The organism is Burkholderia sp. SIMBA_051 (genome assembly GCF_046534915.1).
GTDB classification, from domain to species: domain Bacteria; phylum Pseudomonadota; class Gammaproteobacteria; order Burkholderiales; family Burkholderiaceae; genus Burkholderia; species Burkholderia ambifaria.
The window spans coordinates 34,439-58,474 of the sequence record NZ_JAWRXS010000007.1 but is presented as its reverse complement, the minus strand read 5'-3'; the positions used below and the strand labels follow the sequence as shown (position 1 = coordinate 58,474).

24 protein-coding genes are annotated in these 24,036 nt (G+C 68.5%); 6 read left to right on the top strand and 18 right to left on the bottom strand.

All coding sequences use genetic code 11. The features are described 5' to 3' along the window. Positions 1 to 46 precede the first annotated feature (46 nt). A complete protein-coding gene (locus tag SB771_RS18425) occupies positions 47 to 940 on the top strand; it encodes an SIR2 family NAD-dependent protein deacylase (protein WP_175660968.1) in 894 nt (297 codons plus the stop codon). A 34-nt stretch (positions 941 to 974) separates the two neighbouring features. Here SB771_RS18425 and SB771_RS18420 read toward each other — a convergent pair whose 3' ends face one another. Together SB771_RS18420 and SB771_RS18415 are read right to left on the bottom strand one after the other, a co-directional pair. Then, positions 975 to 2,186, bottom strand: coding sequence for a S53 family peptidase (locus SB771_RS18420; RefSeq protein WP_175660969.1), 1,212 nt, complete (start codon positions 2,184 to 2,186; stop codon positions 975 to 977). 160 nt (positions 2,187 to 2,346) lie between these two features. Further along, positions 2,347 to 2,571, bottom strand: coding sequence for a hypothetical protein (locus SB771_RS18415; protein ID WP_105831579.1), 225 nt, complete (start codon positions 2,569 to 2,571; stop codon positions 2,347 to 2,349). A 25-nt stretch (positions 2,572 to 2,596) separates the two neighbouring features. Between SB771_RS18415 and crcB the strand changes: the two genes are divergently transcribed. Then, entirely contained in the window at positions 2,597 to 2,983 is a 387-nt protein-coding gene (crcB, locus tag SB771_RS18410) for a fluoride efflux transporter CrcB (RefSeq protein WP_041491104.1), read from the top strand. A gap of 24 nt (positions 2,984 to 3,007) precedes the next feature. Then, complete coding sequence (locus SB771_RS18405; protein WP_011656179.1) at positions 3,008 to 3,358, top strand: DUF190 domain-containing protein; 351 nt, start codon at positions 3,008 to 3,010, stop codon at positions 3,356 to 3,358. A gap of 10 nt (positions 3,359 to 3,368) precedes the next feature. On the opposite strand, the gene SB771_RS18400 is transcribed toward SB771_RS18405, so the two are convergent. Both SB771_RS18400 and SB771_RS18395 read right to left on the bottom strand, forming a co-directional pair. Then, complete coding sequence (locus tag SB771_RS18400; protein WP_011656180.1) at positions 3,369 to 3,932, bottom strand: YggT family protein; 564 nt, start codon at positions 3,930 to 3,932, stop codon at positions 3,369 to 3,371. A 76-nt stretch (positions 3,933 to 4,008) separates the two neighbouring features. Beyond that, the gene (locus tag SB771_RS18395) at positions 4,009 to 4,938 is read right to left on the bottom strand and encodes a Rossmann-like and DUF2520 domain-containing protein (RefSeq protein ID WP_175660970.1); all 930 of its coding nucleotides are present in this window, start codon (positions 4,936 to 4,938) and stop codon (positions 4,009 to 4,011) included. A 511-nt stretch (positions 4,939 to 5,449) separates the two neighbouring features. Here SB771_RS18395 and SB771_RS18390 point away from each other — a divergent pair. Further along, positions 5,450 to 5,740, top strand: a complete 291-nt coding sequence (locus SB771_RS18390; protein WP_041491105.1) for a hypothetical protein — start codon at positions 5,450 to 5,452, stop codon at positions 5,738 to 5,740. Between the two features lie 103 nt (positions 5,741 to 5,843). Here the strand turns inward: SB771_RS18390 and SB771_RS18385 are convergent, their stop codons facing one another. Further along, positions 5,844 to 6,515 (bottom strand): LysE family translocator, encoded by a 672-nt coding sequence (locus SB771_RS18385; protein WP_011656183.1) that lies wholly within the window; start codon positions 6,513 to 6,515, stop codon positions 5,844 to 5,846. A 34-nt stretch (positions 6,516 to 6,549) separates the two neighbouring features. Further along, entirely contained in the window at positions 6,550 to 8,106 is a 1,557-nt protein-coding gene (locus SB771_RS18380) for a UbiD family decarboxylase (protein WP_126227305.1), read from the bottom strand. 596 nt (positions 8,107 to 8,702) lie between these two features. Between SB771_RS18380 and SB771_RS18375 the strand changes: the two genes are divergently transcribed. Then, positions 8,703 to 9,821 (top strand): transglycosylase SLT domain-containing protein, encoded by a 1,119-nt coding sequence (locus SB771_RS18375; RefSeq protein ID WP_011656185.1) that lies wholly within the window; start codon positions 8,703 to 8,705, stop codon positions 9,819 to 9,821. 108 nt (positions 9,822 to 9,929) lie between these two features. Here SB771_RS18375 and SB771_RS18370 read toward each other — a convergent pair whose 3' ends face one another. The 9 genes from SB771_RS18370 to SB771_RS18330 all read right to left on the bottom strand — a co-directional run bounded on the left by SB771_RS18370 (position 9,930) and on the right by SB771_RS18330 (position 17,930). Further along, complete coding sequence (locus SB771_RS18370) at positions 9,930 to 11,126, bottom strand: pyridoxal phosphate-dependent aminotransferase (protein WP_006754955.1); 1,197 nt, start codon at positions 11,124 to 11,126, stop codon at positions 9,930 to 9,932. A 70-nt stretch (positions 11,127 to 11,196) separates the two neighbouring features. Beyond that, positions 11,197 to 11,634: a transcription antitermination factor NusB gene (nusB, locus tag SB771_RS18365; RefSeq protein WP_006754954.1), complete on the bottom strand. Its 438-nt coding sequence runs from the start codon at positions 11,632 to 11,634 to the stop codon at positions 11,197 to 11,199. Next, complete coding sequence (gene ribH / locus SB771_RS18360; protein WP_006754953.1) at positions 11,631 to 12,146, bottom strand: 6,7-dimethyl-8-ribityllumazine synthase; 516 nt, start codon at positions 12,144 to 12,146, stop codon at positions 11,631 to 11,633. Before ribH ends, nusB begins: the two co-directional genes overlap by 4 nt. A 52-nt stretch (positions 12,147 to 12,198) precedes the next feature. Further along, positions 12,199 to 13,341, bottom strand: a complete 1,143-nt coding sequence (ribBA, locus tag SB771_RS18355) for a bifunctional 3,4-dihydroxy-2-butanone-4-phosphate synthase/GTP cyclohydrolase II (RefSeq protein WP_011656189.1) — start codon at positions 13,339 to 13,341, stop codon at positions 12,199 to 12,201. A 187-nt stretch (positions 13,342 to 13,528) separates the two neighbouring features. Beyond that, positions 13,529 to 14,047 carry a DUF1993 family protein gene (locus SB771_RS18350; protein WP_012363273.1) on the bottom strand — a complete coding sequence of 173 codons (519 nt, stop codon included), beginning with the start codon at positions 14,045 to 14,047 and terminating at the stop codon, positions 13,529 to 13,531. 182 nt (positions 14,048 to 14,229) lie between these two features. Further along, complete coding sequence (locus tag SB771_RS18345; RefSeq protein ID WP_175660971.1) at positions 14,230 to 14,859, bottom strand: riboflavin synthase; 630 nt, start codon at positions 14,857 to 14,859, stop codon at positions 14,230 to 14,232. 14 nt (positions 14,860 to 14,873) lie between these two features. Then, positions 14,874 to 15,995 carry a bifunctional diaminohydroxyphosphoribosylaminopyrimidine deaminase/5-amino-6-(5-phosphoribosylamino)uracil reductase RibD gene (ribD, locus tag SB771_RS18340; protein ID WP_175660972.1) on the bottom strand — a complete coding sequence of 374 codons (1,122 nt, stop codon included), beginning with the start codon at positions 15,993 to 15,995 and terminating at the stop codon, positions 14,874 to 14,876. Between the two features lie 12 nt (positions 15,996 to 16,007). Beyond that, positions 16,008 to 17,291 carry a glutamate-1-semialdehyde 2,1-aminomutase gene (gene hemL / locus SB771_RS18335; protein WP_011656193.1) on the bottom strand — a complete coding sequence of 428 codons (1,284 nt, stop codon included), beginning with the start codon at positions 17,289 to 17,291 and terminating at the stop codon, positions 16,008 to 16,010. 186 nt (positions 17,292 to 17,477) lie between these two features. Beyond that, positions 17,478 to 17,930 (bottom strand): hypothetical protein, encoded by a 453-nt coding sequence (locus SB771_RS18330; RefSeq protein WP_011656194.1) that lies wholly within the window; start codon positions 17,928 to 17,930, stop codon positions 17,478 to 17,480. A gap of 268 nt (positions 17,931 to 18,198) precedes the next feature. Between SB771_RS18330 and SB771_RS18325 the strand changes: the two genes are divergently transcribed. Then, complete coding sequence (locus SB771_RS18325) at positions 18,199 to 19,416, top strand: Bcr/CflA family multidrug efflux MFS transporter (protein ID WP_105831586.1); 1,218 nt, start codon at positions 18,199 to 18,201, stop codon at positions 19,414 to 19,416. A 91-nt stretch (positions 19,417 to 19,507) separates the two neighbouring features. Here the strand turns inward: SB771_RS18325 and SB771_RS18320 are convergent, their stop codons facing one another. The 3 genes from SB771_RS18320 to zwf form a co-directional block, all read right to left on the bottom strand. Next, positions 19,508 to 21,436: a bifunctional transcriptional regulator/glucokinase gene (locus tag SB771_RS18320; RefSeq protein WP_105831589.1), complete on the bottom strand. Its 1,929-nt coding sequence runs from the start codon at positions 21,434 to 21,436 to the stop codon at positions 19,508 to 19,510. Beyond that, a complete protein-coding gene (pgl, locus tag SB771_RS18315; protein WP_175660973.1) occupies positions 21,414 to 22,094 on the bottom strand; it encodes a 6-phosphogluconolactonase in 681 nt (226 codons plus the stop codon). Before pgl ends, SB771_RS18320 begins: the two co-directional genes overlap by 23 nt. A gap of 87 nt (positions 22,095 to 22,181) precedes the next feature. After that, positions 22,182 to 23,651, bottom strand: coding sequence for a glucose-6-phosphate dehydrogenase (zwf, locus tag SB771_RS18310; RefSeq protein WP_012363282.1), 1,470 nt, complete (start codon positions 23,649 to 23,651; stop codon positions 22,182 to 22,184). Positions 23,652 to 24,036: the final 385 nt, after the last annotated feature.

The window sequence follows — 24,036 nt, the reverse complement described above, 5'->3', positions numbered from 1 at the left end:
CGCGCGATGCCCGTCCGGCACCGTTCGACGCCACCACCGCGCCATCATGCCGCTTTCCGATTCACCCGAATTACCCGATTCGTCCGGCTCCACCGATTGCAGCGCTGCTGGCGCGCAATTGCCGGCGCATCTCGTCGCGTCCGCCGTCGACGCGCTCGCGCGCGCCGATGCGCTGCTGGTGACGGCGGGCGCCGGCATCGGCGTCGATTCGGGGCTGCCCGATTTCCGCGGCACGGACGGCTTCTGGCGCGCGTATCCGGCGCTGCGCCACGAGCGTTTCGCGTTCCACGAAATCGCGTCGCCGCACGCGTTCCGCGCGCATCCGCAGCTTGCCTGGGGATTCTATGGGCATCGTCTCGCGCTCTATCGGGAGACGGTGCCGCACGCGGGCTTCGCGATCCTGCGGCGCTGGATGGACGCGATGCCGAACGGCGGCTTCGTGCTGACGAGCAATGTCGACGGCCAGTTCCAGAAGGCGGGTTTCGATCCGGCGCGCGTCGTCGAGATCCACGGTTCGATTCATTCGATGCAGTGCCTGCGACCGTGCTCGGACGACACCTGGGACGCCGCGCCGTTCACGCCCGACGTCGACGCAGCCGCGTGCCGGCTGGTCGGCGAGCTGCCGCGCTGCCCGCGTTGCGGCAGCCTGGCGCGGCCGAACATCCTGATGTTCGGCGACGATGGCTGGCTCGGCGAACGCTACGACGCGCAGGAGCGGGCGCTGCAGGACTGGATCGCACGGGCAGGACGGGTGAGCGTCGTCGAGATCGGCGCGGGCACCGCGATTCCGACCGTGCGGCTGCTGAGCGAACGCCTCGGCGCCGACGTGATCCGCATCAACGCACGCGAAGCCCATGCGCGCCGCGCGGACGTGATCGGGCTGCAGGGCGGCGCGCTCGCGACGCTGACCGCGCTCGATCGCGCGTGGCGCGGCGGCTGAGCGCCGCGCGACGAACCGGCCGGCGACCGCGCGGTTACGGCTGTCCGACGAGCGCCTGGACGAGCGCCGGCGCGATCGGCGAACCGAGCCCCGTCACATAGTCGTAGCCGCCGGCCGCGTTGCAGACGCTGCCGCAATTGCCGTTGGATCCGGTCGTCACGTCGTGATAGTCGCTGCCGTAGGCATTTTTCCCGACCGTATAGAGCGTGTCGTAGGTGCCGCTCAGCGCGTGTTTGCCGGCTGCCGCGCGCAGCGAATTCGCGATCGCGACGAGCGCCGACCATTGCGGCGCGCCGGCGCTCGTGCCGCCGACCTGGAACCAGCCCGCCTGCCCCTGATAGCTGACCGAGTCGTACACGGCGAACCCGCTGGACGGATTCGCGTCGTAGCTGACGTCGGGCACGCCGCGCTTGCCGGCCACCGGCACTGGCCAGCCGGTCTGCCCGGCCGGCTCGGCCTCGATCGTGCTCACGCCGCCGCCGCTGCCGCTCCACGCGGCTTCGCCGATGTAGTTGCCGGATGTGTCGGTGGACAACGTCGTGCCGCCCACCGCGACCACGTACGGCGATGACGCCGGGTACTCGGTGCCGGTGCCGCTGTCGCCCGACGACGCGACGAACGTGACGCCCGGCACGTTGAAGTGCCTGTCGAAGCCCGACTCGGTGTTGAACTCGTTGCCGCCGAAGCTCATCGACACGACCGACGCGCCGCGCTTGACCGCGATGTCGACCGCGGCCAGCAGGTCGTTGAAGCTGGCGGACGCCGCCTCGACCAGCAGGATCCGCGCCTTCGGCGCGATCGCATGCACCCATTCGACGTCGAGCGATATCTCGAGCGACCAGCCCGCGTCCGTCCTGGGCCGTGGGCCGCGCGCGTACACCTTCGTGAAGCAGCCGTTCGCCGTGGTGCAGGCCGGCAGCGAGAACGTGTTGCTGAACACGCCGAGATCGGCTTCGATCTTCGGGTCGTCGTACGCGTCGACGATCGCGACGACCATCCCGTCGCCCTGGTTCGCGAGCGCGTCGAATCCGTAGGCATGCCGTGCGAGCGAGGGCGTGAGGCCGGCTACCGCGGCGGTACTGGCGCGCGGCTTGGTATGGAACGGCGGCCGCGCATACCCCTTCGGTGCGCGGTTGCCTTCGACGAAGGACGGGATGCCGTTACCTTCGGCGAGCGCAACCGTCGAGGCGAGCAGCGACGCGCACAGTGCCGGAATCAACATGGAGGACACGCGGATATTGTTCATTTTTCGAATCTCCATGTCGATGGAGTAGGGGGCGAAATGATTTTACGAAATCGGTGAAGCCGATTGCATCGAATATCGTCCGGATGCGGGAATGTCTGATGAGGGAAAGTACGCGGATCGCCCGTAAGACGTGGGTTTTGAGCGCGAGCGCGTGGCGGGATCAATTCGCATTTCGATTTTTAAAGGCGAATAAATAATCAATCGGCGTTTGATTTGGTTTGTAATGGTCTGCGTAATGCGCCGGAAATATCGATTGCGGCAGCCGCGTGAAAATCATGAAATGCGCGGATACGGTGCGGCCCGACTCCGCGCATGCCGACCGCCCGGCGGCATTGCCGCCGCGGCGCGATTCCGCATACAGTTCGGCGTAGGCCGCGTCCGCCATGCGGCCTCGTCAGCGAGGAGCTCCCTTGTTCTATTCGATCGTCGCGATCTTCGTCGGCGCCGGGTTCGGCGCAGTGCTGCGCTGGTTCCTGGCCCTTGCGCTCAACGAATTCTTTCCCGCCGTGCCGCTCGGCACACTTGCCGCGAACCTGATCGGCGGCTACGTGATCGGCGTGGCCGTCGTCGTATTTACCGCACGCGTCGGGCTGCCGCCCGAGTGGCGGCTGTTCGTGATCACGGGCTTTCTCGGCGGCCTCACGACGTTCTCGACCTATTCGGTCGAAGTGATGACGCACGCGGTGCAGGGCGAATTCGGATGGGCGATCGCGGTGGCTGCCCTACACTTGACTGGATCGTTCACGCTGACGGCGCTCGGCATGTGGACCGCGCGCGCGTGGTTCGCGGCGGCCTGAGCGCGCCGGCACCGGGAGGGTGCGATGGACAGGGTCTTCTTGCGCTTCTATGTGCACGAGCAGCACCGGCTGCACTGGAAGCCGCTATGGGAGTGGTTGCTGGAGGAAGGCAACCGGATGGGCATCGCGGGCGGTTCCGCGTTTCGCGCGATGGCCGGCTTCGGCCGGCATCGGGTGCTGCACGAGGATCGCTTTTTCGAGCTGCAGGGGTCGCTTGCGATCGAGGTCGAATTCATCGCCACCGAGGACGAGGCGCAGCAGTTGCTCGAGCGGCTGTCGCGCGAGAAGGTGCGCGTGTGCTACGCGATGATTCCGGCGCGCTTCGGCGTGATCGACACGCTCTCGGCGCCGCCGGCGCAGGGGCCGGCAGCGTAGCGTCGCTCCGTCAGATGCCGAACATCGTCAGCGACACGGCGGCGCGCGTGACGACCATCAGCAGCACCTGCACGATCACGAACAGCAGGATCGGCGACAGGTCGATGCCGCCGAGGTTCGGGATCACGCGGCGCAGCGGGTTCAGGAACGGCGCGGTGAGCTGGTAGAGAATCGGCATGGCCGGCGAGCGCGGGTTGAGCCACGACAGCAGCGCCATCAGGATAGTCATCCAGATCACGAGATTGAGCGCCCACTTCACGACGGTGAGCAGTGCCACCGCGACGAGCGTCGGAATCACCGAGGCCGGATCGAAGCCGGCCATCACGACCATCAGCACCACATAGACGAGCGCGGTGAGCAGCGCGGCGACGACGCTCGCCCAGTCGATGCCGCGCACGCCCGCGATCACGTGGCGCAGCGGCAGCACGAGCCAGTTGGTCGCCTGCAGCACGGCCTGCGTGACGGGGTTGTACGGCGGCACGCGGACGGCCTGCATCCAGACGCGCAGGATCAGCGCGGCGCCGAACAGCGTGAAGAGGGTATTGAGCAGAAAACGGGCGATCTCGCCGAACATCGTTGGCATCCTTTTTTTACAGTCGAGTAGCGTGCGGCCGCCAACGCCGGATGGCGGCGCATCGGCCGACACCTTATCACGCCTCGTCGTGCGGCGGGGAGGGGTGCCCGGTCGTGCGCGCGAGCGACGTTTCGACGGCCTGCGCGAGCGCCGGCAGCGCGGCCGGCGGCGCGGCGCGCTTGGCCGCGAGCGCGACCGCCCGGCGGGTCATCAGCGCATACAGCGTCGCATGATCGCCACCGCGCGCCTCGAGCAGCGCGAGCTGGCGCTCGACGATGCCGGTGTCGCCGCGCGACACCGGGCCCGCGAGGGCGTTCGCGAGGCCCTTGTCGCGTGCGGTTTCGATCGTGCCGGCGAGCATCGGCAGCAGCGCGCGCAGCGCGGCGGCCTCGTCGAAGCCGAGGCCGCGCCATAGCTCGACCGCTTCCGCAAGCCCGCACAGCGCGAAGCTCGCCGCGTAATGTGCTGCCGCGTGATAGAGCATCCGGCCGCCGGCCGGAATCGACAGCGGATGGCAGCCGAGTGCGGCAGCAAGCCGCAGCAGCGTCGCGTGCAGCGCGCCGTCGGCTTCGAGCGTGACCGAGCAGCCGTCGATGCGGGCGAGATCGGCGTCGGTGCCGCCGAACAGGTAGAGCGGATGGAAGCCGCCGGTGGCCGCGCCTTGCCGTCTTGCCGGATCGAGCAACTCGACCGCCGACGCGCCGCTGCAATGGACGAGCGCCTGGCCCGTCGCGCGCGCGGCGTCGAACCGCAGCGCCGCGGCGGTCGACGCGAGATGGTCGTCGGGCACGGTCAGGAAGATCAGGTCGGTGGCGTCGACCACCTGCTGCGGCGTGTCGACCGCCCGGCAGCCATCTATATGCGCGGCGAGTGCCGCGGCCGAATCCGCCGTGCGGCTCGCGATCGCGACGACCGGAAAGCCGGCGGCCGCGAAACGCCGGGCGACGCAGCGCGCGAGGCGGCCGGCGCCGATGAAGCCGAGGCGGGGAGTGTCGGGGAGGGACATGACGGGCCACGAAGCGAAAACGGAGCAGCCGCCAGTATCGCAGGAATGACAGGGCGGGCGCGGATGGCGGGCGCCCGGCGGGACGATCGGGGCGGCGATGTTTCAGGCGAGCAGTGGATCACCGGATGCCGCGCTTTCGCTGCTCGATGACGACCGTCGCATCCGGCCCCGAATCGCCTGTGGGCCGCGTCCCTCTTGAATTGTCGGCGTCTTGTCTCGAATTTGTAATCGTTCATTACGGAAGCGCGGCGGCCGCGCTTACCGCATCCGGTAAGACTGACCGGCCAGCGTGTCGCTATTTCACTGGTCGGACGGAATCGCGCGACCGGCATGGGCAGCAGCGGATTCGCGCAGCCGGGCCGCACGCTGGCCGCGCCCGCGTTGAATTGCAATTTGCAACAAATGCGCAATACACGAGAGACGGGTTTTCGCTACATTGCTTGCATGCGACGTGCATGCCCGCCGTTGCCGTCAGGGGCGCACAAATTACCGCTCCAGCAGGAGAATCGAAGTGAAAAAGCTCATTCCGTTCATCGCCGCCGCCGCGTTGGGTCTGGGTGCCGCAGGCGCCGCACAGGCCCACGTGTCGATCGGGGTCGGCATTGGCGTCCCGGTTGCACCGGCATATCCCGTGTACGCAGCGCCGCCGCCTGTGTATTACGCGCCGCCGCCCCCGCCGGTGTATTACGCGCCGGCGCCCGCATACTATGCACCGCCCCCCGTGGTCGTCGGTGGCTACTACGGCCGTCCGTACTGGCGTCACGGTTATGGTGGCTGGGGTCACCACGGCTGGCGTCGTTGATGCAATAGTCCGCGCGGCCGTCTGAGCACGCGGCAAAACGGCGCAACGTCCCTCGCGGGGCGTTGCGCCGTTTTTCATTTCGGCGCGGCTAGGCGCGCGGCGGTCACACCGCGTGGACGATCAGGTCGCGATAGCCGCCGACGATCACGCTGTATGAGAAATACGCGAACAACAGTGCCGACGCGACATGGCACGCGCGCATCAGCCCGGCGCCCGCGCGCTTGCGGCCCTGGCTCGCGAGCGTGCACATGAAGAGGGTCCACGCGAGGCCGCCGAGGAAAAAGCCGGACAGGAACACCGACGCCGTCGCCGGCGTGGTCGCGCCGGCTTTCGCGATCAGCGCGCCGCCGACCGCCGCGAACCACAGGATCGCGCTCGGCGACGACATCGCGAGCAGCATCCCGCGCACGAAGCTGCGCCGCGCGCTGGCCCGCGGCTGCGGCGTGTCGTCGGCATCGCCCGCGTCGGCGCCGCCGGCCGGCGCGAGCGCTTCACGCGCCATCTTCCACGTGAGGAACAGCAGCACCGCGCCGCCGCCGATCCAGACGATCCAGCGCACGGCCTCGAACTGCAGCAGCACGGCCATGCCCGCGAGCGCGAGCGCCGCGTAGACGAGATCGCCGACGCACGAGCCGACGCCGAGCCAGAAGCCCGGCCGGAAGCCGTGCGACAGCGTCAGCGACAGCATCGCGACGTTGACGAGGCCGATGTCGAGACACAGCGATAGCGACAGGAAGAATCCGTCGGACATCATCGAGGCGGGGGCGAAGCTCATCGTCTTTCTTGCCGGATACGTTCAACGCGCGGACTCAGAGTCCGATCTCTTGCCAGAGGCGATCGACGCGCGCCTTCACGGCCGCGTCCATCTCGATCGGGCGGCCCCATTCGCGGTTCGTCTCGCCGGGCCACTTGTTGGTCGCGTCGAGCCCCATCTTCGAGCCGAGGCCCGCGACGGGCGACGCGAAATCGAGATAGTCGATCGGCGTGCTGTCGACCATCACGGTGTCGCGCACGGGGTCGACGCGCGTCGTGATCGCCCAGATCACCTCGTTCCAGTCGCGGATGTTCACGTCCTCGTCGACGACCACGATGAACTTCGTATACATGAACTGCCGCAGGAAGCTCCACACGCCGAACATCACGCGCTTCGCATGGCCCGCGTAGCTCTTCTTCATCTGGACGATGGCCATCCGGTAGCTGCAGCCTTCCGGCGGCAGGTAGAAGTCAGTGATCTCGGTGAACTGCTTCTGCAGCAGCGGCACGAACACCTCGTTGAGCGCGACGCCGAGCACGGCCGGCTCGTCGGGCGGCTTGCCCGTGTAGGTCGAGTGATAGATCGCGTCGCGGCGCATCGTGATGCGCTCGACGGTGAACACCGGAAACCACTCCTGCTCGTTGTAGTAGCCGGTGTGGTCGCCGTACGGGCCTTCGAGCGCGTGCTCGTACGCGGCGGACGCGTTGCCGGCCGGACGCGGCGGTGCGCCGGCCGGAGCAGGGGCGGGCGCGCCTTCCTGCGGGTGAATGAAGCCCTCGAGGACGATCTCCGCGCGGGCGGGCACCTGCAGCGTGTCGACGCCGGGCGTCAGGCACTTCGCGAGTTCGGTGCGGCTGCCGCGCAGCAGGCCGGCGAACTGGTACTCGGACAGCGAATCGGGCACGGGCGTCACCGCGCCGAGCGTCGTGGCCGGATCCGCGCCCAGCACGACCGCGACCGGATACGGCTTGCCCGGGTTCTGCAGCGCGAATTCGCGGAAGTCCAGCGCGCCGCCGCGATGCGCGAGCCAGCGCATGATCAGCTTGTTGCGGCCGATCAGCTGCTGACGGTAGATGCCGAGGTTCTGGCGCGGTTTGTTCGGCCCGCGCGTGACGGTAAGGCCCCACGTGACGAGCGGCCCCGCGTCGCCGGGCCAGCAGGTCTGGATCGGCAGCTTGTGCAGATCGACGTCGGCGCCTTCCCAGACGATCTCCTGGCACGGCGGCGACGACACCGATTTCGGCGCCATGTCCCACACGGCCTTCGCGAGCGACAGCAGCTTGCCGGCGTCCTTCAGGCTCTTCGGCGGATCCGGCTCCTTCAGCGCGGACAGCAGCCGCCCGAGGTCGCGCAACGAGCCGAGCGCGGCGTCGTCGCCCGCATCGACGCCCATCCCGAGCGCGACGCGGCGCGGCGTGCCGAACAGGTTGCCGAGCACCGGAAACGCATTGCCGGGCGGGGCGTTGAACAGCAGCGCCGGGCCGCCTGCGCGCAGCACGCGGTCGCACAGCTCGGTCATTTCGAGCACGGGCGACACGGGTTGCGTGACGCGCCGCAGTTCGCCGAGCGCCTCGAGGCGCTGAATGAAATCGCGTAAGTCTTTGTATTTCATGAAGAAGGTCCGGGCCGCCCGCAAAGCGGGCAGCGGTGGGCGGGCGCAGCGGCCAGCTGCGGCCCCGAATCGATCGCCGATTTTACCCGGGCGGCCGCGCGCACGCCCGGCGGTGAAAAAAGTCGATCGCGCGCGGAGCCCCTACGGCAAGGGGCTCGCGATCTGAAGGGCGATTCAAAATTACTTTTTGTTATGATTTTGAGATTTCATAGTGTTGACGATCTATAAAACCCTGCTAGAATCCGCTCACATTGGCTGCAGGGTAAAGGGCTTCGAGCCGCCAATCACCGATCTTTGACGCAGCGCGTCACCGTCCGCCGATACCTGCACGGCGTATTCGACGGCTTTTGTAGTAGTCCCAGCCAGCGCTACCACACGCTGGTTTTTTGCGTGGGTGCCACCGCGTATGCCCGCCTCGCCCAATGTGCGAAGGTGCCGGCCCCCTTACACCGTGGCCTCGAACGGTACTTATACCGTTTCCCCGATGCTTGCGCGTCCCAACCAAGGCGGGCGGCATCGTGATTCCGCGGCACGTATTCTGTCTCGCCATCGAGCTGAGCGAGCCGCACGAGTCATGTTCATGGGAGATGATCTGAATGAACGCTTGGTTATCGTGGCGTCCCAATGAGCAGCATGCGCAGATCGTGCGCGACATGCTGCGTCGCGGGACGCGTGTCAGTCACCATTTATTCAGCGTTGTCGGCTGTTTCGCCGTCGCAATCGCACTGGCCCTGTGGCTGCTGCCGACCGTGCGCGGGAACATCGCCGCGAAGCTGATGCCGGTCGTATCCGCGGCCGTGCAGGCCGGTCCGGCCCGTCTGCTGACCGGTCATCCGCTGCCGAACTTCGCGCCTGCCGGCGCGCAGCCGCAGCAGGAAGACACCCCTGAACCGGATGCGCTCGCCGTCGGTCTCGACGTCGCACCGGAAACCGCCGCGCAGAACGATGCGTCCGATCCGGCCCGCAACGGCCCGTCGCCCGTCGCGCTCGCGAAACTGATCCCGACCCAGCGGGTTCCGGCCGATGCGCGCGACGATCGTGCGCTCGCGTCGAACCGCGAACAGGCGCTCGTCGCCACCTACCTGTCGCGCCGTTACCGGGTCGCGCAGGAGCCGCTCGGCCAGCTCGTCAAGGCTGCGTTCCAGACCGGTCGCGACGTCGGCCTCGATCCGCTGCTGCTGCTGTCCGTGATGGCGATCGAATCGGGCTTCAACCCGTACGCGGAAAGCGGCGTCGGCGCGCAAGGCCTGATGCAGGTCATGTCGAAGGTCCATTCCGACAAGTTCGAATACTTCGGCGGCACCGACACCGCGCTGCAACCGCTCGCGAACCTGCAGGTCGGCGCGCTGGTGCTGAAGGACTGCATCGCCCGCGGCGGCTCGCTCGCGAACGGTCTGCGCATGTACAACGGCTCGACCAACCCGGACGACACCGCCTACGGCTCGAAGGTCATGGCCGAGCGCGCCCGCCTGCGCGACGTCGCGCATGGCCGCAGCGTGCCGCTCAATGCGCCGGCCCAGCCGTCGAAGCCGATCGTGACCGCGTCCGCGACGGCAGCGGCCGGCGGCGCGAAGCGCGTGCACGCGACGCTCGACGCCGCACAGCCGATCGCCGCGAAGGCTGCCGCCGTGCCGAAGGGCGCGCCGCAGCAGGACGCCGCCAGCGTCGACACCGCGAAGCAGTCGCACGGCGACCACCCGGAACTCGGCGCGTAACGCCGCGCGGTTCCAGCCGGCTCCAAGCAAAAAGGCACCCGATCCGGGTGCCTTTTTCTTTTTGCGCGGCCGCAAGGGCCGCCGCGCGCCGGGACGGCCGGCCGGACGTCAGTGCTGGCCGAACAGCGCCGCCAGCCGCTCGACGGCCTCTTCGAGGCGCGTGTACGCGGTCGCATAGGACAGCCGGATATAGTCGCGCGGCGCATGTACGCCGAAGTCCATGCCCGGCACCAGCACGACGCCCGCGTCGTGCAGCATCGCCTGCGTGAGCGCCGCGCTGTCGCCGGCCGCCGGATGAGCGACGCCGCCACAGTGCGCGTACACGTAGAACGCGCCGTCCGGCATCACGGGGACCGTGAAGCCGAGCCGTTCGAGCGCCGGCGCGATGAAGTCGCGGCGACGCTTGAATTCGACGCGGCGCGCTTCGTAGATGTCGAGCGCGGCCGGTTCGAAGCATGCGAGCGCCGCGTGCTGCGCGAGCGCGGACGGACAGATGAACAGGTTCTGCGACAGCTTTTCGAAGGTGCCGACGAGCGACGGCGGTACGACCAGCCAGCCGAGTCGCCAGCCGGTCATGCTGAAGTACTTCGAGAAGCTGTTCACGGTGACGACATCGTCGCCGAACGACAGCGCCGACACGGGCGCCGCGTCGTAGCTGAGCCCCTGGTAGATCTCGTCGACGATCGTGAAGCCGCCGCGGGCACGCACGGCCTCGACGATCCGCTTCAGCTCGTCCGGCTCGAGCGACGTGCCGGTCGGGTTCGACGGCGACGCGAGCAGCACGCCGCGCGTGCGGCTGCCCCAGCGCGTACGGACGTCGTCCGCAGTGAGCTGGAAACGGGCTTCGGGGCCGCTCGGCACGAGCACCGGGCGGCCTTCGGCCGCCGCGACGAAGTGCCGGTTGCAGGGGTACGACGGGTCGGGCATCAACACCTCGTCATCACGGCCGACGAGCGCGAGGCAGGCGAGCAGCAGCGCGGCCGACGCGCCGGCCGTCACGACGATCCGCTCGGGGCTGATCGTGAGGCCGTACGCGCGTGCATAGTGCGCGGCGATCGCTTCGCGCAGCGGCGCGATGCCGAGCGCGCTCGTGTACTGCGTGACGCCGCGGCGCAGCGCGGCCGCGGCCGCCTCGACGACGGGCTCCGGCGCGGTGAAATCCGGTTCGCCAATGCCCATGTGGATAACATCGCGCCCGGAGGACTCGAGCCGCTGTGCCTCCTTCATCAGTTCCATCACGTAGAAGGGCTGGATCGCGTCGACGCGTGCGGCGAGCGTGACGAGCGAATCGGCGGTGGTATTCATCGGTCGGGCGGGGCGAGGAAGGGGAGGAAGAATGAAAAACGGGCGCTTGCGCGCCCGTGTACCAACGGAATCAGCCGTTGCGGCGCGCCTGCGTTTCGGCGGGGCGCAGCTTCGCGGCGAGCTTGTCGAGCACGCCGTTGACGTACTTGTAGCCGTCCGAGCCGCCGAACGTCTTCGCGAGTTCGACTGCTTCGTTGATGATCACGCGGTACGGCGTTTCGACATGATGCGTGAGCTCGAACGTCGCGATCAGCAGCACGGCGCGCTCGACCGGCGACAGCTGGTCGACCGGGCGGTCGAGCGACGGCGTGAGGGCTTCGATGAGCGTCGCATGCTCGCGAATCACGCCGTGCAGGATGGCATCGAGCAGCTCCTTGTCGGCCTTGTCGTAACCGAGCGCGCCGCGCAGTTGCGCGTCGATCTCGCCGGGGGCCGCGTTCGACAGCAGCCACTGATACAGGCCCTGCGTCGCCAGCTCGCGCGATTGTCGGCGGGCGCTCTTCTTCATGCGCGCTCCTCTTCGTCTTCTTCGTCTTCTTCTTCGTCCTCGTCGTCGCCGAGCTGGTCGAGCGCCATCGTCAGGTTCGCCATCTCGACCGCGACACGTGCGGCGTCACGACCCTTTTCGGTCATGCGCGCGACGGCCTGCTCGTCGTTTTCGGTCGTCAGGACCGCGTTCGCGATCGGCAGGTTGAAGTCGAGGCCGATGCGGGTGATGCCCGCGCCGCTTTCGTTCGACACGAGTTCGAAGTGGTACGTCTCGCCGCGGATCACCGCGCCGAGCGCGATCAGTGCGTCGAACTGGCCGCTTTCCGCGAGCTTCTGCAGCGCGAGCGGGATTTCCAGCGCGCCGGGCACCGACACGAGCAGCACGTCTTCACCGGAGACGCCGAGGCGCTCGAGTTCTTCGACGCATGCATCGGCCAGGCCGTTGCAGACGGGTTCGTTGAAGCGGGATTGCACGATGCCGATACGCAGGCCGTCGCCTTCGAGATTCGGTTGGTATTGTCCGATTTCCATGATCTGTCCGTGGTGTGGATGAACGGTTATAGGGCGAAAGCGCCGTGGCGGGTTACGCGTGGGACGCCGGGCAGGACTTGGCTTCGCCGCCGGGCATCGGAATGAAGCCCGTGACTTCGAGGCCGTAGCCGGACATGCTGCCCAGCTTGCGCGGATTCGACAGCACCTGCATCTTGCCGACGCCGACGTCGCGCAGGATCTGCGCGCCGATGCCGAACGTCTTGAAATCGACCGGCCGGCGCTTCAGCGCAGCGGCCTTTTCTTCCTCGTCGAACGCCTTGAAGACGTCGATCAGATGTTCCTTCGTGTCGCCGCAGTTGAGCAGCACGATCACGCCGAGGTCGCGTTCCGCGATGTCGCGCATCGCGGCGTCGAGCGTCCACGAGTGCGTCGAGATGCTCGTCTCGAGCAGGTCGAGGACCGACAGCGGCTCGTGCACGCGCACGGGCGTATCGACGTCGGGCGACGGCGTGCCGCGCACCAGCGCGATGTGCGGCGAGCCGGTCGGCTGGTCGCGGTACAGCACCGCGCGGAACGTGCCGTGCGCGGTCTGCATCGTGCGCTCGGCGATTCGCTCGATGATTGATTCGGTGCGGCTGCGGTAGTGGATCAGGTCGGCGATCGTGCCGATCTTCAGGTTGTGCTCCTTCGCGAACTCGAGCAGGTCGGGCAGGCGCGCCATCGTGCCGTCGTCCTTGATGACCTCGCAGATCACCGCGGCCGGCGTGAGCCCGGCAAGCGCGGTGAAGTCGCAGCCGGCCTCGGTGTGGCCGGCACGCACGAGCACGCCGCCCGGCTGCGCCATGATCGGGAACACGTGGCCCGGCTGCACGATGTGCTCGGGGCGCACGTCGTGCGCGACCGCCGTGGCGATCGTGTGCGCGCGGTCGGCGGCCGAGATGCCGGTCGTCACGCCTTCGGCCGCTTCGATGCTGACCGTGAACGCGGTGCCGTACTGGGTGCCGTTGCGGTAGGTCATCAGCGGCAGGTGCAGCTGCTTGCAGCGTTCCTGCGTCAACGTCAGACAAATCAGGCCGCGGCCGTACTTGGCCATGAAGTTGATCGCTTCCGGCGTGACGAATTCGGCGGCGATCACGAGGTCGCCTTCGTTTTCGCGGTCTTCTTCGTCGACCAGGATCACCATCCGGCCGGCTTTCAACTCCGCGATGATGTCGAGCGTGGAGGCGAGCGTCATAAGGGGGCGAGAAAGAGGAAAGTGCGTATTTTACGCCAGCCGGAGCGCGTTTCGGCTGGCGCCGGCCGCGCGCGGCCGGCGAGCACGCCGGAAAGCCGCGTGACCGCCCGGCGAGGCGCGCCTGCCGGGGCCGCCGCGGCCCGCCCGAGGACGGGCGGCCGCAGGTAGGCCCGGGCGCGGCCGGGCGTCACGCGTGCTCGTTGCGGCCGCCGAGGTAGTCGAGCTTGCCGAGTTCGACGCCGCCGTGGCGCAGGATGTCGTACGCGGTCGTCACGTGGAAGAAGAAGTTGGGCAGCACGAAGTTCAGCAGGTACGACTGGCCGGTGAACTCGATCGGGCCGGTGCGCATCTTGAGCACGACCTGGCGCGATTCACTGCCGTCGATCTGCGCGGGCTCGAAGCTCTTCAGATAGTCGATCGTCTTCTGGATGCGCGCATGCAGCTCGTCGAAGGTCTGCTCGACGTCGGGATAGCTCGGGATGTCGACGCCGGCGAGCCGCGCGGCGCAGCCCTTGGCCGTGTCGGTCGCGATGTACACCTGGCGGACGAGCGGCAGCATGTCCGGATAGAGGCGCGCGCCGATGAACACCGACGGGTCGATCTGCTTCTCGGCCGCATGCGCCTGCGCCTTGCCGAGGATGTGCTGCAGGTTGGTGAGCCCGCGGATGAGGACGGGCAGCGAAGCCTGGTACATCGAGATGGACATGGGACGACTCCTGGAGGAAAAGGGACAGCCGGTACGCGGCGCACCGTGTGTCGCGGCGCCGAAACCGCTGCCGTTGCATCTTAGCGCGACGCGATGACCCGTGCGCGTCGTTGGCCGTCAGGCCAGGTGTCGGGGCGAACCGCCGGCCGCCATTTCATGTCCCGGGGCACCGCCCCCCGCAATCAGTCCTGCTGCACGCCGTGCGATGCCGACAGCATCCGCTCGACATATCGCGCGATCATGTCGATTTCGAGATTGACCTTGTCGCCGGCCTTCACGTGGCGCAGCGTCGTGACCTCGACCGTATGCGGAATCAGGTTGATCGAGAATTCGCAGCCGTCCGCGCGATCGTCGACCGCGTTGACGGTCAGGCTCACGCCATTGACCGTGATCGAGCCCTTGTATGCGAGATAGCGGCCGAGCTCGCGCGGCGCGACGATCCGCAGCTCGTGCGATTCGCCGACCGGCGCGAACCGCGTCACGGTGCCGAGGCCGTCGACGTGGCCCGACACGATGTGCCCGCCGAGGCGGTCGTGCGCGCGCAGCGCCTTCTCGAGGTTCACTTCGCCGGGTTGCGCGAGGCCGACCGTGCGGTTCAGGCTTTCGCGCGACACGTCGACGTCGAAGCCGGTTTCGGTCTTTTCGATGACGGTCATGCACGCGCCCTGGATCGCGATGCTGTCGCCGAGCGCGACATCGGCCAGGTCGAGCCCGCCGGCCTGCACCGTCAGCCGCACGCCCGCGTCGGGCGACGCGCCGAGCGGGTTGATCGATTCGATGCGGCCGACGGCCGCGACAATTCCGGTAAACATCGTGACGGCTCCGTTCAGTGGGTGGCGGCAGGCGGCGCGACGCGCGCGAGAATCCGCAGATCGTCGCCGATCCGCTCGACGCTGTGGAACGCGAGCCGCGTGCGCGCGTCGAGGCTCGCCGGCGCGGCGAGGTCGAACATGCCGGCCGCGTCGCTGCCGAGCAGGCTCGGCGCGAGATAGACGAGCAGCTCGTCGACGCACTGCTCGCGCAGCAGCGAACCGTTCAGCTTGTGACCGGCTTCGACGTGCAGTTCGTTGACGCCGCGCGCGCCGAGCGCCGCGAGCATCGCGGGCAGGTCGACCTTGCCGTGCGCATTCGCGAGCGGCACGATTTCCGCGCCGCGCGACTTCAGCACGTTCGCGCGCACTTCGCCGGACGCATCGAGCCGGCCGCAGAAGATCAGCAGCGGCGCCCCTTCGAGCAGACGCGCATCGAGCGGCAGGTCGAGGCGGCTGTCGACCAGCACGCGCTGCGGCTGGCGCGGCGTGTCGATACCGCGCACCGTCAGGAGCGGGTTGTCCTCGCGCACCGTGCCGATCCCGGTGAGGATCGCGCACGCGCGCGCGCGCCATGCGTGGCCGTCGAGGCGCGCGGCCTCGCCGGTGATCCACTGGCTTTCGCCGGACGGCAGCGCGGTGCGTGCGTCGAGCGACGCGGCCGTCTTCATCCGCACCCACGGGCGGCCGCGCGTCATCCGCGACACGAAGCCGATGTTCAGTTCGCCCGCTTCGTTCGCGAGCAGCCCGCAGCGCACGTCGATGCCCGCGTCGCGCAGCATCCCGAGGCCGCGCCCCGATACCTGCGGGTTCGGGTCTTCCATCGCCGCGACGACCTTCGCGACGCGCGCGTCGATCAGCGCGTTCGCGCACGGCGGCGTGCGGCCGAAGTGGCTGCACGGCTCGAGCGTCACGTATACGGTGGAGCCTGCGACGTCATGGCCGCGCGCCCGCGCGTCCTTCAGCGCCTGCACCTCCGCGTGGTCCTGGCCGGCCGGCTGCGTGAAGCCTTCGCCGATGACGTGGCCGTCCTTGACGATCACGCAGCCGACGCGCGGGTTCGGCGCGGTCGTATACATGCCGCGCGCCGCGAGCGTCAGCGCGCGCTGCATGTGGGCGAAATCGGTATCCGAGAACATGCGTGGTTCCGGTCAGGCGGCGAGGGCCGCGAATGCGCGGCGCGCGGCCGCGAGCGTCGCGTCGATCACCGCGTCGTCGTGCGTGCTCGATACGAAGCCGGCCTCGTACGCGGACGGCGCGAAGTACACGCCTTCGTCGAGCATCAGGTGGAAGAAGCGATTGAAGCGTTCGGTGTCGCTCTTCGTGACTTCCGCGAAGCTGGTCGGCACGCGCTCGGCGAAGTACAGGCCGAACATCGCGCCGATCGAGTCGGCCGCGAACGGCACGCCGGCCGCGCGCGCTTCGGCCGCGAGGCCGTCGGCGAGGCGCTTCGTCTGCGCGGTGAGCGCGTCGTAGAAGCCCGGCGCCTGGATCAGCTGCAGCGTCTTCAGGCCGGCCGCGACCGCGATCGGGTTGCCCGACAGCGTGCCGGCCTGGTACACGCCGCCGAGCGGCGCGAGGTGGGCCATGATGTCGCGGCGGCCGCCGAACGCGGCGGCCGGCATCCCGCCGCCGATCACCTTGCCGAGGCAGGTGAGGTCGGCCGTGATCCCGTAGTGTTGCTGCGCGCCGCCGAGCGCGACGCGGAAACCGCACATCACCTCGTCGAAGATCAGCACGGCGCCGTGCTTCGTGCACAGCGCGCGCAGCGCGTTCAGGAATTCGGGCGTGCCGCGCACGAGGTTCATGTTGCCCGCAACGGGCTCGACGATCACCGCGGCGATTTCATCGCCGAACGCGCCGAACGCTTCTTCCAGCGCGGCGACGTTGTTGTATTCGAGGACGGTCGTGTGCTTCGCGATGTCGGCGGGCACGCCGGCCGACGTCGGGTTGCCGAACGTCAGCAGGCCCGAGCCGGCCTTGACCAGCAGGCTGTCTGCGTGGCCGTGGTAGCAGCCCTCGAACTTGACGATGCGGCTGCGGCCCGTGAAGCCGCGCGCGAGACGCAGCGCGCTCATCGTGGCCTCGGTGCCGCTCGACACCATCCGCACCTGTTCGATCGACGGCACGAGCTTGCAGATTTCCTCGGCGATCTCGATTTCCGCCTCGGTCGGCGCGCCGAACGAGAAGCCGTCGGCGAGCACGTTCTGCACGGCCGACAGCACTTCCGGGTGGACGTGGCCGACGATCATCGGGCCCCACGAGCCGATGTAGTCGATGTACTGCTTGCCGTCGGCATCCCAGAAGTACGGGCCCTGTGCGCGCGACACGAAGCGCGGCGTGCCGCCGACCGAACGGAAGGCGCGCACCGGTGAGTTGACGCCGCCCGGAATGGTCTTCTGGGCGCGTTCGAAGAGGATCTGATTGTTGGACATGAGCGAAACCTGCGAGAGAAGGGTGCGGGGCCTGTGCACGGGCCGCGGCGCCTGGGCGGAACTATCCGTCCGATTGTACCGGAGACGCGCGGGGCGGGCCCGCCGGGCGGTCTGCGGCCTTTCGGCGCGTTCGCAGGCGCGAGGTGGGCGCGCGGGAACGGCGAGGGCGGGCCGGCTCCGATCCGCTTATCGCGGCGACTTGCGCTTGCCGGTCAGCTCGGCCCAGCGTTTCTCCAGCGGGCCTTCGACCATCGGCTTGATCGACGTGCCGGAGCTCTGCGCATCCCAGGTCTGCACCGAGTACGGATGCACGCGCAGCGCGTCGCGCGGGATCACGACGTCCTGGTGGGCGTCGACCAGCCAGTCGTAGACGAAGTCGATGCACAGCCGGTAGCCGCGCCGGGTCGCCGGATCGGGCACCTCGTAAGGCGCGCGCGTCACGTAGCCGGAGCCGAACACGCCCTTCGGCTCCTTCGCGACACGGTGCAGGAACACGCGGTCGCCCGGCAGGATGCCGCGTGCGAAGCCGCAGCCCCACACGTCATGCACGGCCTCGCCGGCCTTCACGCGCGCGGCGACGTCGGGCAGCTCGGGCCACGGCCACTTCTTGGGGCTCCAGATCAGCAGGAAAGCGGTCATTGGTGCGGTCGTCGGGTCGATTTGGTCAGACGAGAAAAGCGGCGAGCAGCAAGCTTAATCGAATCCGCACGCGAATCCGCACGCGAACTCGCGCGACACCGGCCATACCGGCGCTTGCCGGCCATGCGCGCCACACGCGCCACACGCGCCGCCGGCACGCAAAAAAGTTGCGCGTACAATCATGGGCCTGAGCGCCGTCCGCGGCGCGGCCTCCCGTCTTCACCGCCACGCGCGCCCCGATGCGCGCGGGCCTCCATTGCGGATACCCATGTCCCACGTCGTCCGGCGCCGGCCCGATGCCCGGCTGATCCTGTTGCTCGGCGCGCTCGCCGCCTGCGGGCCGATTGCCACCGACATGTACCTGCCGAGCCTGCCGTCGATCGCCGACGGCTTCTCCGTGAGCCCCGGCGCCGCGCAGCGCACGCTGACGAGCTTCATGGCCGGCTTCTCGATCGGCATGCTGCTGTACGGTCCGTTGTCCGATACGTGGGGCCGCCGCCCGGTGCTGCTCGGCGGCATCGCGCTGTTCACGCTCGCGAGCATCGGCTGCTTCGTGTCGGGCTCGATCGACATGCTGATCGTCGTGCGCTTCCTGCAGGCGCTCGGCGCGGGCGCCGCGTCGGTGCTCGCCCGCGCGATCGCGCGTGACGCGCACGAACCGACCGACGCCGCGAAGGTGCTGTCGATGGTCGCGATCGTCACCGCGGTCGGGCCGCTGCTCGCGCCGCTGATCGGCGGTCAGATCCTGCGCTTCGCCGGCTGGCGCGGCGTGTTCGTCGTGCTGGCCGCGTTCGGCGCACTGTGCGCGGCGACCGCGTACCTGCGCGTGCCCGAAACCTGGCCGAAGGAGCGGCGCAAGAGCGCGGCCGTGCTTGCATCGTTCGCGTCGTACGGGCGCATCCTGTCCGATCCCGTCGCGTGGGGGCACATGCTGTGCGGCGGGATGGCGTTTGCGGCGATGTTCTCGTACATCACCGCGACGCCGTTCGTGTACATCGAGTATTTCCACGTGTCGCCGCAGCACTACGGGCTGCTGTTCGGGCTGAACGTCGTCGGGATCATGATCGGCAACTTCGCGAACACGCGGCTCGTCGGCCGGATCGGCTCGCTGCGCCTCATTTCCGCCGCGTCGCTCGTGAGCTGCATCGCGTCGCTCGCGGTCGCGCTCGTCGCGCTGACGGGGTGGGGCGGGCTATGGTCGATCGTCGTGTGCCTGTTCTTCGTGGTCGGCGTGGTCGGGATCCTGTCCGCGAACTGCACGACCGACCTGATGCATCGCTACCCGCACAACGCGGGCGCGTCGGCGGCCGTGTTCGGTGCGATGCAGCTCGCGCTCGGCGCGCTCGCGAGCGTCGCGATCGGCGCACTCGCGGACGGCACGCCGTTCGCGATGGGCGTGACGATCGGTGTGTCGGGCGTGCTGTGTTTCGCCGGGCGCTATCTCGTGCTGCGCTGGCATGGGCGGCCGGTGAAAGCGGGGGCGTGAGCGGAGGCCGCAATGGCCGCGGCATGAAAAAACGCCACCGCGCGATGTGCGTCGGTGGCGTTTTTTTCGGGCGGTCGGAAAGCGCCGCGCGTCAGTCGCGCGCGACGTCCTTCGCCGCCGGCGATGCGCCGTGGCTCAGCCAGTCGAGCACGTCGGCCGTTTCGTCGTCGCTCGCGCGTGCGCGCGCCTGCGCGACGGCCTCCGGCAACTCGCCGTTGGTCGACGCGCGACGAATCGCGACGCCGACCGCGAGGACGTCGATCATCAGCAGATGCAGGATCCGCGAGATCATCGACAGCTGCGACTCGCGCATCTCGATGTGGTCGGTCTCGAGCGCGACGGTCGCGCGCTTCGCGAGCGGCGTGTTGCTCGACGTGATCGCGATCACCTTCGCACCGGCCTGCATCGCGACCTCGAGCACGCGCAGCAGCTCGGGCGCGCGCCCCGACTTCGACACGGCGACGATCACGTCGCCCTTGCCGAGCAGCGCGGCCGACGCGGCCTGCATGTACAGGTCGCCGTACGCGATCGTCGGAATCCCGAAGCGGAAGAACTTGTAGTGCGCGTCCTGCGCGACGATGTTCGAATTGCCGAGCCCGTAGAACTCGATGCGGCGCGCGCCGTTCAGGATCTCGATCGCATTCTCGACGTGCTCGAAGTTCAGGTGTTCGCGCAGCTGCAGGATCGCGGACACCGTGTTGTCGAGCACCTTCGCGCCGAAGTCGGTGGCCGTGTCGCCGAGATGCACCTGGCTGTGGCTCATCGGAATCGTGCCGGTGAGGCCGGTCGCGAGCTTCAGCTTGAAGTCCGACAAGCCCTGGCAGCCGAGCGAGCGGCAGAAGCGGATCACCGTCGGCTGGCTCACGTCCGCCTTGCGCGCAATGTCGACGATCGGGTCGTTGATGATCGAGCGCGGATGGTTCAGCGCGAGATCGGCGACGCGGCGCTCCGCCGGCGTCAGCGCGTCGCGCATCTGGCGAATCCGCTCGAACACCGCCGACGACGCGCCGCCCGAACGGTTCGACAACTGCTCCGCGAGAATCGCCGACACGCCGAGGAACGCCGGATATTCGGCGGTGATCAGGTAGGTCGGGATGTTCTGCAGATAGTGCGTGAAACGGCCCTTCGCCTCGAAGCGCGCGCGGAACGACGAGCGCGTGAACAGTTCGCCGAGCTTCAGCGCGACGCCGCCGCCGATATAGACGCCGCCGAGCGCGCCGAGCGTGAGCGCGACGCTGCCCGCGAACGCGCCGAGAATTCCGCAGAAGCACTCGACCGCCTCGAGCGCGAGCGCTTCGCCGGCATGCGCGCGCTCGACGATCTCGACCGTGTCGACGTTCGCGGCGACGCGCTTCTTGTCGCGCGCGGCGAGCGCACGATAGATGATCTCCATGCCGGGGCCGGCGCACACGCGTTCGAACGACACGTGCGGAAACTTTTTGCGCGCGTACTGCAGCACGAGATCCTCGCGCTCGTCCTGCGGCGCGAACGATGCGTGGCCGCCTTCGCTGCCGAGCGCGATCCAGCGATCGTCGGCCGGAATCAGGCCGGACACGCCGAGCCCGGTGCCGGGCCCGAGCAGCCCGATCACGCTGTTCTGGCGGCGCGTGCCGCCGCCGATCTGCACGCGCTGCGCATCGGTGAGGCCGGGCAGCGCCATCGCGAGCGCGGTGAAGTCGTTGACGACGAGCAGCGTGTCGAAGCCGAGCGCGCGGCGCGTCGCCTCGATCGAGAAGCTCCAGTCGTGATTGGTCATCGTGACCTGGTCGCCGTCGACCGGGTTCGCGATCGCGATCGCCGCGTGGTTCACGCGGCTGATCTTCACGTCCTTCAGATACTTGCGGATCGCGTCGGTGATCGTCGGATAGTCGGCGCCGGGATAGACGCGGATCTGCGTGATCTCGCCCGGGCCGGTTTCCAGCGCGAAACGCGCGTTGGTGCCGCCGACGTCCGCGAGCAGGCGCGGGCCGTCGGCATGCTGGACCGCGACGACCGCCTTACTTTGCGCACCAGTAGACATCGAGCTGGGTCCCCTTGTCGTTGGCCAGGTGGGAAATCGCGTTCTTCTGCAGCGTGGCGGCCGCGGCGTCGAGCACGTCGCGTTTGCGGCTGCCCGCGATCAACAGGAAGAGCCGGTCGACGCGCTTCAGCGCATCGAGCGAAAAGCTCACGCGCGCATGCGGCGCGGCGCCGGGATGCACGGCGACGAAGCGCTCGGGCGTCGCGATCGCGTGGTCCCATTCGGGCGCGTCCGCGAAGATCGACGCGGTGTGGCCGTCCTCGCCCATGCCGAGCACGGCGACGGTCGGCACGCGGTAGTCGGCGTTCGCGTTCAGCGCGGCGACGTGCGCATCGAGCGCGGCGCGCGTGTCGACGAGCGGCAGGAAGCGGGCAGGGGCCGCCGCGTGCTGCAGCAGCGTGTCGCGCACGAGGTGCGCGTTGCTGGCCGCGTCGTCCTCCGGCACCCAGCGGTCGTCGACCAGCGTGACGTCGACGCCGGCCCAGTCGAGCGCCGCGTGCGACAGCGTTTGCAGGAACGGGCGCGGGCTCGTGCCGCCGGACACCGCGAGCGTCGGGCGCGCGGGGCCCGCGAGCGCGGCGCGCAGCGCATCGCCCACGGCGCGCGCGAGCGCCTCGCTTTGCGCTTCCTGGGTGTCGAAAGCGTGAATCTCGATCACATCTCCTCCGGACTGCTTTGTCTGTTCAATTCGTATGAATCGTGGGGCACGTTGCCGCGCGCCAAGCGCGCACGGCAACGGTTTGCATCAATTTTCTTCTTCGAGCCAGCAGGTGCCGTGCTGTGCGAGCATCGCGCTCGCCGCGGCCGGCCCCCACGTGCCTGCCGCGTACGGCTTCGGCGGCTTCAGCGAGCGCGCCCATTCGTTCAGGATCGGCTCGACCCAGCGCCACGCGGCTTCCTGCTCGTCGCGGCGCACGAACAGCGCGAGGCGGCCGTTGATCACGTCGAGCAGCAGGCGCTGGTAGGCCTCCATCTGGCCTTCCTTGAAGAACTGGTCGAACGCGAGGTCGAGGTGCACGCTCGCGAGGTTCATCCCTTCGCCGGGCTGCTTCGCGAGGCAGTACAGGCGAATCGTCTCGTTCGGCTGCAGCCGGATCACGAGGCGGTTCGCGCCGGCGCGCAGCGCGGTGGGCCCGAGCGCCGAGTGCGGCACCGGACGGAAATTGACGACGATCTCCGCGACGCGATCGGCAAGACGCTTGCCGGTGCGCAGGAAGAACGGCACGCCGGCCCACCGCCAGTTCTCGATCTCGACCTTCAGCGCGACGAAGGTTTCGGTCTGGCTGTCGGGCTTCACGCCCGGCTCGGTCGCGTAGGCAGGCACCTGCGCGCCCTTGATCACGCCCGCATGATACTGGCCGCGCACCGCGACCTTGCCGATGTCGCGCGGATCGATCGCTTTCAGCGCACGCAGCACGCGCAGCTTCTCGTCGCGCACCGAGTCGGAATCCATCGAGTGCGGCGGCTCCATCGCGACGATCGACAGCAGCTGCAGCAGGTGGTTCTGCACCATGTCGCGCAGCGCGCCCGTATTGTCGTAGAAATCGCCGCGCGCCTCGACGCCGAGCTCCTCGGCGATCGTGATCTGGATGCTCTCGACCCATTCGCGGCGCCACAGCGGCTCGAACAGCGCATTGCCGAAGCGCAGCGCGAGCAGGTTCTGTACCGGCTCTTTCCCGAGGTAGTGGTCGATCCGGTAGATCTGGTCTTCCGCGAAGATCTCGCCGACCGCGTCGTTGATCGCGTTCGACGAGCGCAGGTCGTAGCCGAGCGGCTTCTCGAGCACGATGCGCGCGCCTTCGTTCAGGCCGACCGACGCGAGCGCCTTGCAGATCGGCACGAACAGCGACGGCCCCGTCGCGAGATAGAACACGCGGATGCCGGGCAATTGCGCGACCGCGTCGCGCAGCACGGTGTAGTCCTCCGCGCGGCCGAGGTCGAGCTTCACGTATTCGATGCGCTCGAGGAAGGCTTGCCACGCGCTGTCGTCGAACGCCTTGCCGGCCGCCTTCGCCGCATGCGGCTTCACGTGCGTGTCGACCCACTCGAGATAGCCCGCCCGATCCGATTCGTGCCGCGCGACGGCAACGATCCGGCCGCTTTCCGCGAGCATGTTGCCGCGGTGCGCTTCGAACAGCGCGGGCAGGATCTTGCGCATCGACAGGTCGCCGGTGCCGCCGAAAAGTACGAAGGTAAAGCTGGAATCGGTATGCATGTGTCTCCGCCGGTTGGGGTGCTGGGAAGCGATCCGTAGTGCGATAAAAATATTTTTGACACTGAATTGTAGTTTAACTACAATCCGCCGCAAGGGGTAGCACCTGGGTGAAGAAAAAAAGAAGTGCGGTCGATGAACTGCGCGAGCTTCGCCTTCGGGAACGCCTTGTGCCGAATGTTATCGGACATTGACGGTGCGCATCGTCCGCGCGCCGTCGCCCCGGGCTCGCGCCGCGGCATCGCGGCGGGCCAGAAACACAATGAGGAGACACGCCGTTGAATCTCGATTCACGCTTTCTGTAAGAGCCCGGCCGGTCATCGGCCCCGTACGCTGCACGCGTCCCGCGGCTCGATTTCCCCGTCGTTTATCAAGAAGCCGGTTCCCG

Bases quoted from the DNA above. Each gene is read 5' to 3' on its own strand.
- SB771_RS18415 (WP_105831579.1), bottom strand. From the start codon at position 2,571: ATGGCGGACGCGGCCTACGCCGAACTGTATGCGGAATCGCGCCGCGGC.
- nusB (WP_006754954.1), bottom strand. From the start codon at position 11,634: ATGAAGAAGAGCGCCCGCCGACAATCGCGCGAGCTGGCGACGCAGGGC.
- SB771_RS18420 (WP_175660969.1), bottom strand. From the start codon at position 2,186: ATGAACAATATCCGCGTGTCCTCCATGTTGATTCCGGCACTGTGCGCG.
- ribH (WP_006754953.1), bottom strand. From the start codon at position 12,146: ATGGAAATCGGACAATACCAACCGAATCTCGAAGGCGACGGCCTGCGT.
- hemL (WP_011656193.1), bottom strand. From the start codon at position 17,291: ATGTCCAACAATCAGATCCTCTTCGAACGCGCCCAGAAGACCATTCCG.
- SB771_RS18330 (WP_011656194.1), bottom strand. From the start codon at position 17,930: ATGACCGCTTTCCTGCTGATCTGGAGCCCCAAGAAGTGGCCGTGGCCC.
- SB771_RS18325 (WP_105831586.1), top strand. From the start codon at position 18,199: ATGTCCCACGTCGTCCGGCGCCGGCCCGATGCCCGGCTGATCCTGTTG.
- SB771_RS18345 (WP_175660971.1), bottom strand. From the start codon at position 14,859: ATGTTTACCGGAATTGTCGCGGCCGTCGGCCGCATCGAATCGATCAAC.
- ribD (WP_175660972.1), bottom strand. From the start codon at position 15,995: ATGTTCTCGGATACCGATTTCGCCCACATGCAGCGCGCGCTGACGCTC.
- ribBA (WP_011656189.1), bottom strand. From the start codon at position 13,341: ATGACGCTCGCCTCCACGCTCGACATCATCGCGGAGTTGAAAGCCGGC.
- SB771_RS18375 (WP_011656185.1), top strand. From the start codon at position 8,703: ATGAACGCTTGGTTATCGTGGCGTCCCAATGAGCAGCATGCGCAGATC.
- SB771_RS18380 (WP_126227305.1), bottom strand. From the start codon at position 8,106: ATGAAATACAAAGACTTACGCGATTTCATTCAGCGCCTCGAGGCGCTC.
- SB771_RS18370 (WP_006754955.1), bottom strand. From the start codon at position 11,126: ATGAATACCACCGCCGATTCGCTCGTCACGCTCGCCGCACGCGTCGAC.
- SB771_RS18385 (WP_011656183.1), bottom strand. From the start codon at position 6,515: ATGAGCTTCGCCCCCGCCTCGATGATGTCCGACGGATTCTTCCTGTCG.
- SB771_RS18405 (WP_011656179.1), top strand. From the start codon at position 3,008: ATGGACAGGGTCTTCTTGCGCTTCTATGTGCACGAGCAGCACCGGCTG.
- SB771_RS18350 (WP_012363273.1), bottom strand. From the start codon at position 14,047: ATGTCCATCTCGATGTACCAGGCTTCGCTGCCCGTCCTCATCCGCGGG.
- SB771_RS18425 (WP_175660968.1), top strand. From the start codon at position 47: ATGCCGCTTTCCGATTCACCCGAATTACCCGATTCGTCCGGCTCCACC.
- SB771_RS18395 (WP_175660970.1), bottom strand. From the start codon at position 4,938: ATGTCCCTCCCCGACACTCCCCGCCTCGGCTTCATCGGCGCCGGCCGC.
- SB771_RS18320 (WP_105831589.1), bottom strand. From the start codon at position 21,436: ATGTCTACTGGTGCGCAAAGTAAGGCGGTCGTCGCGGTCCAGCATGCC.
- zwf (WP_012363282.1), bottom strand. From the start codon at position 23,651: ATGCATACCGATTCCAGCTTTACCTTCGTACTTTTCGGCGGCACCGGC.
- SB771_RS18400 (WP_011656180.1), bottom strand. From the start codon at position 3,932: ATGTTCGGCGAGATCGCCCGTTTTCTGCTCAATACCCTCTTCACGCTG.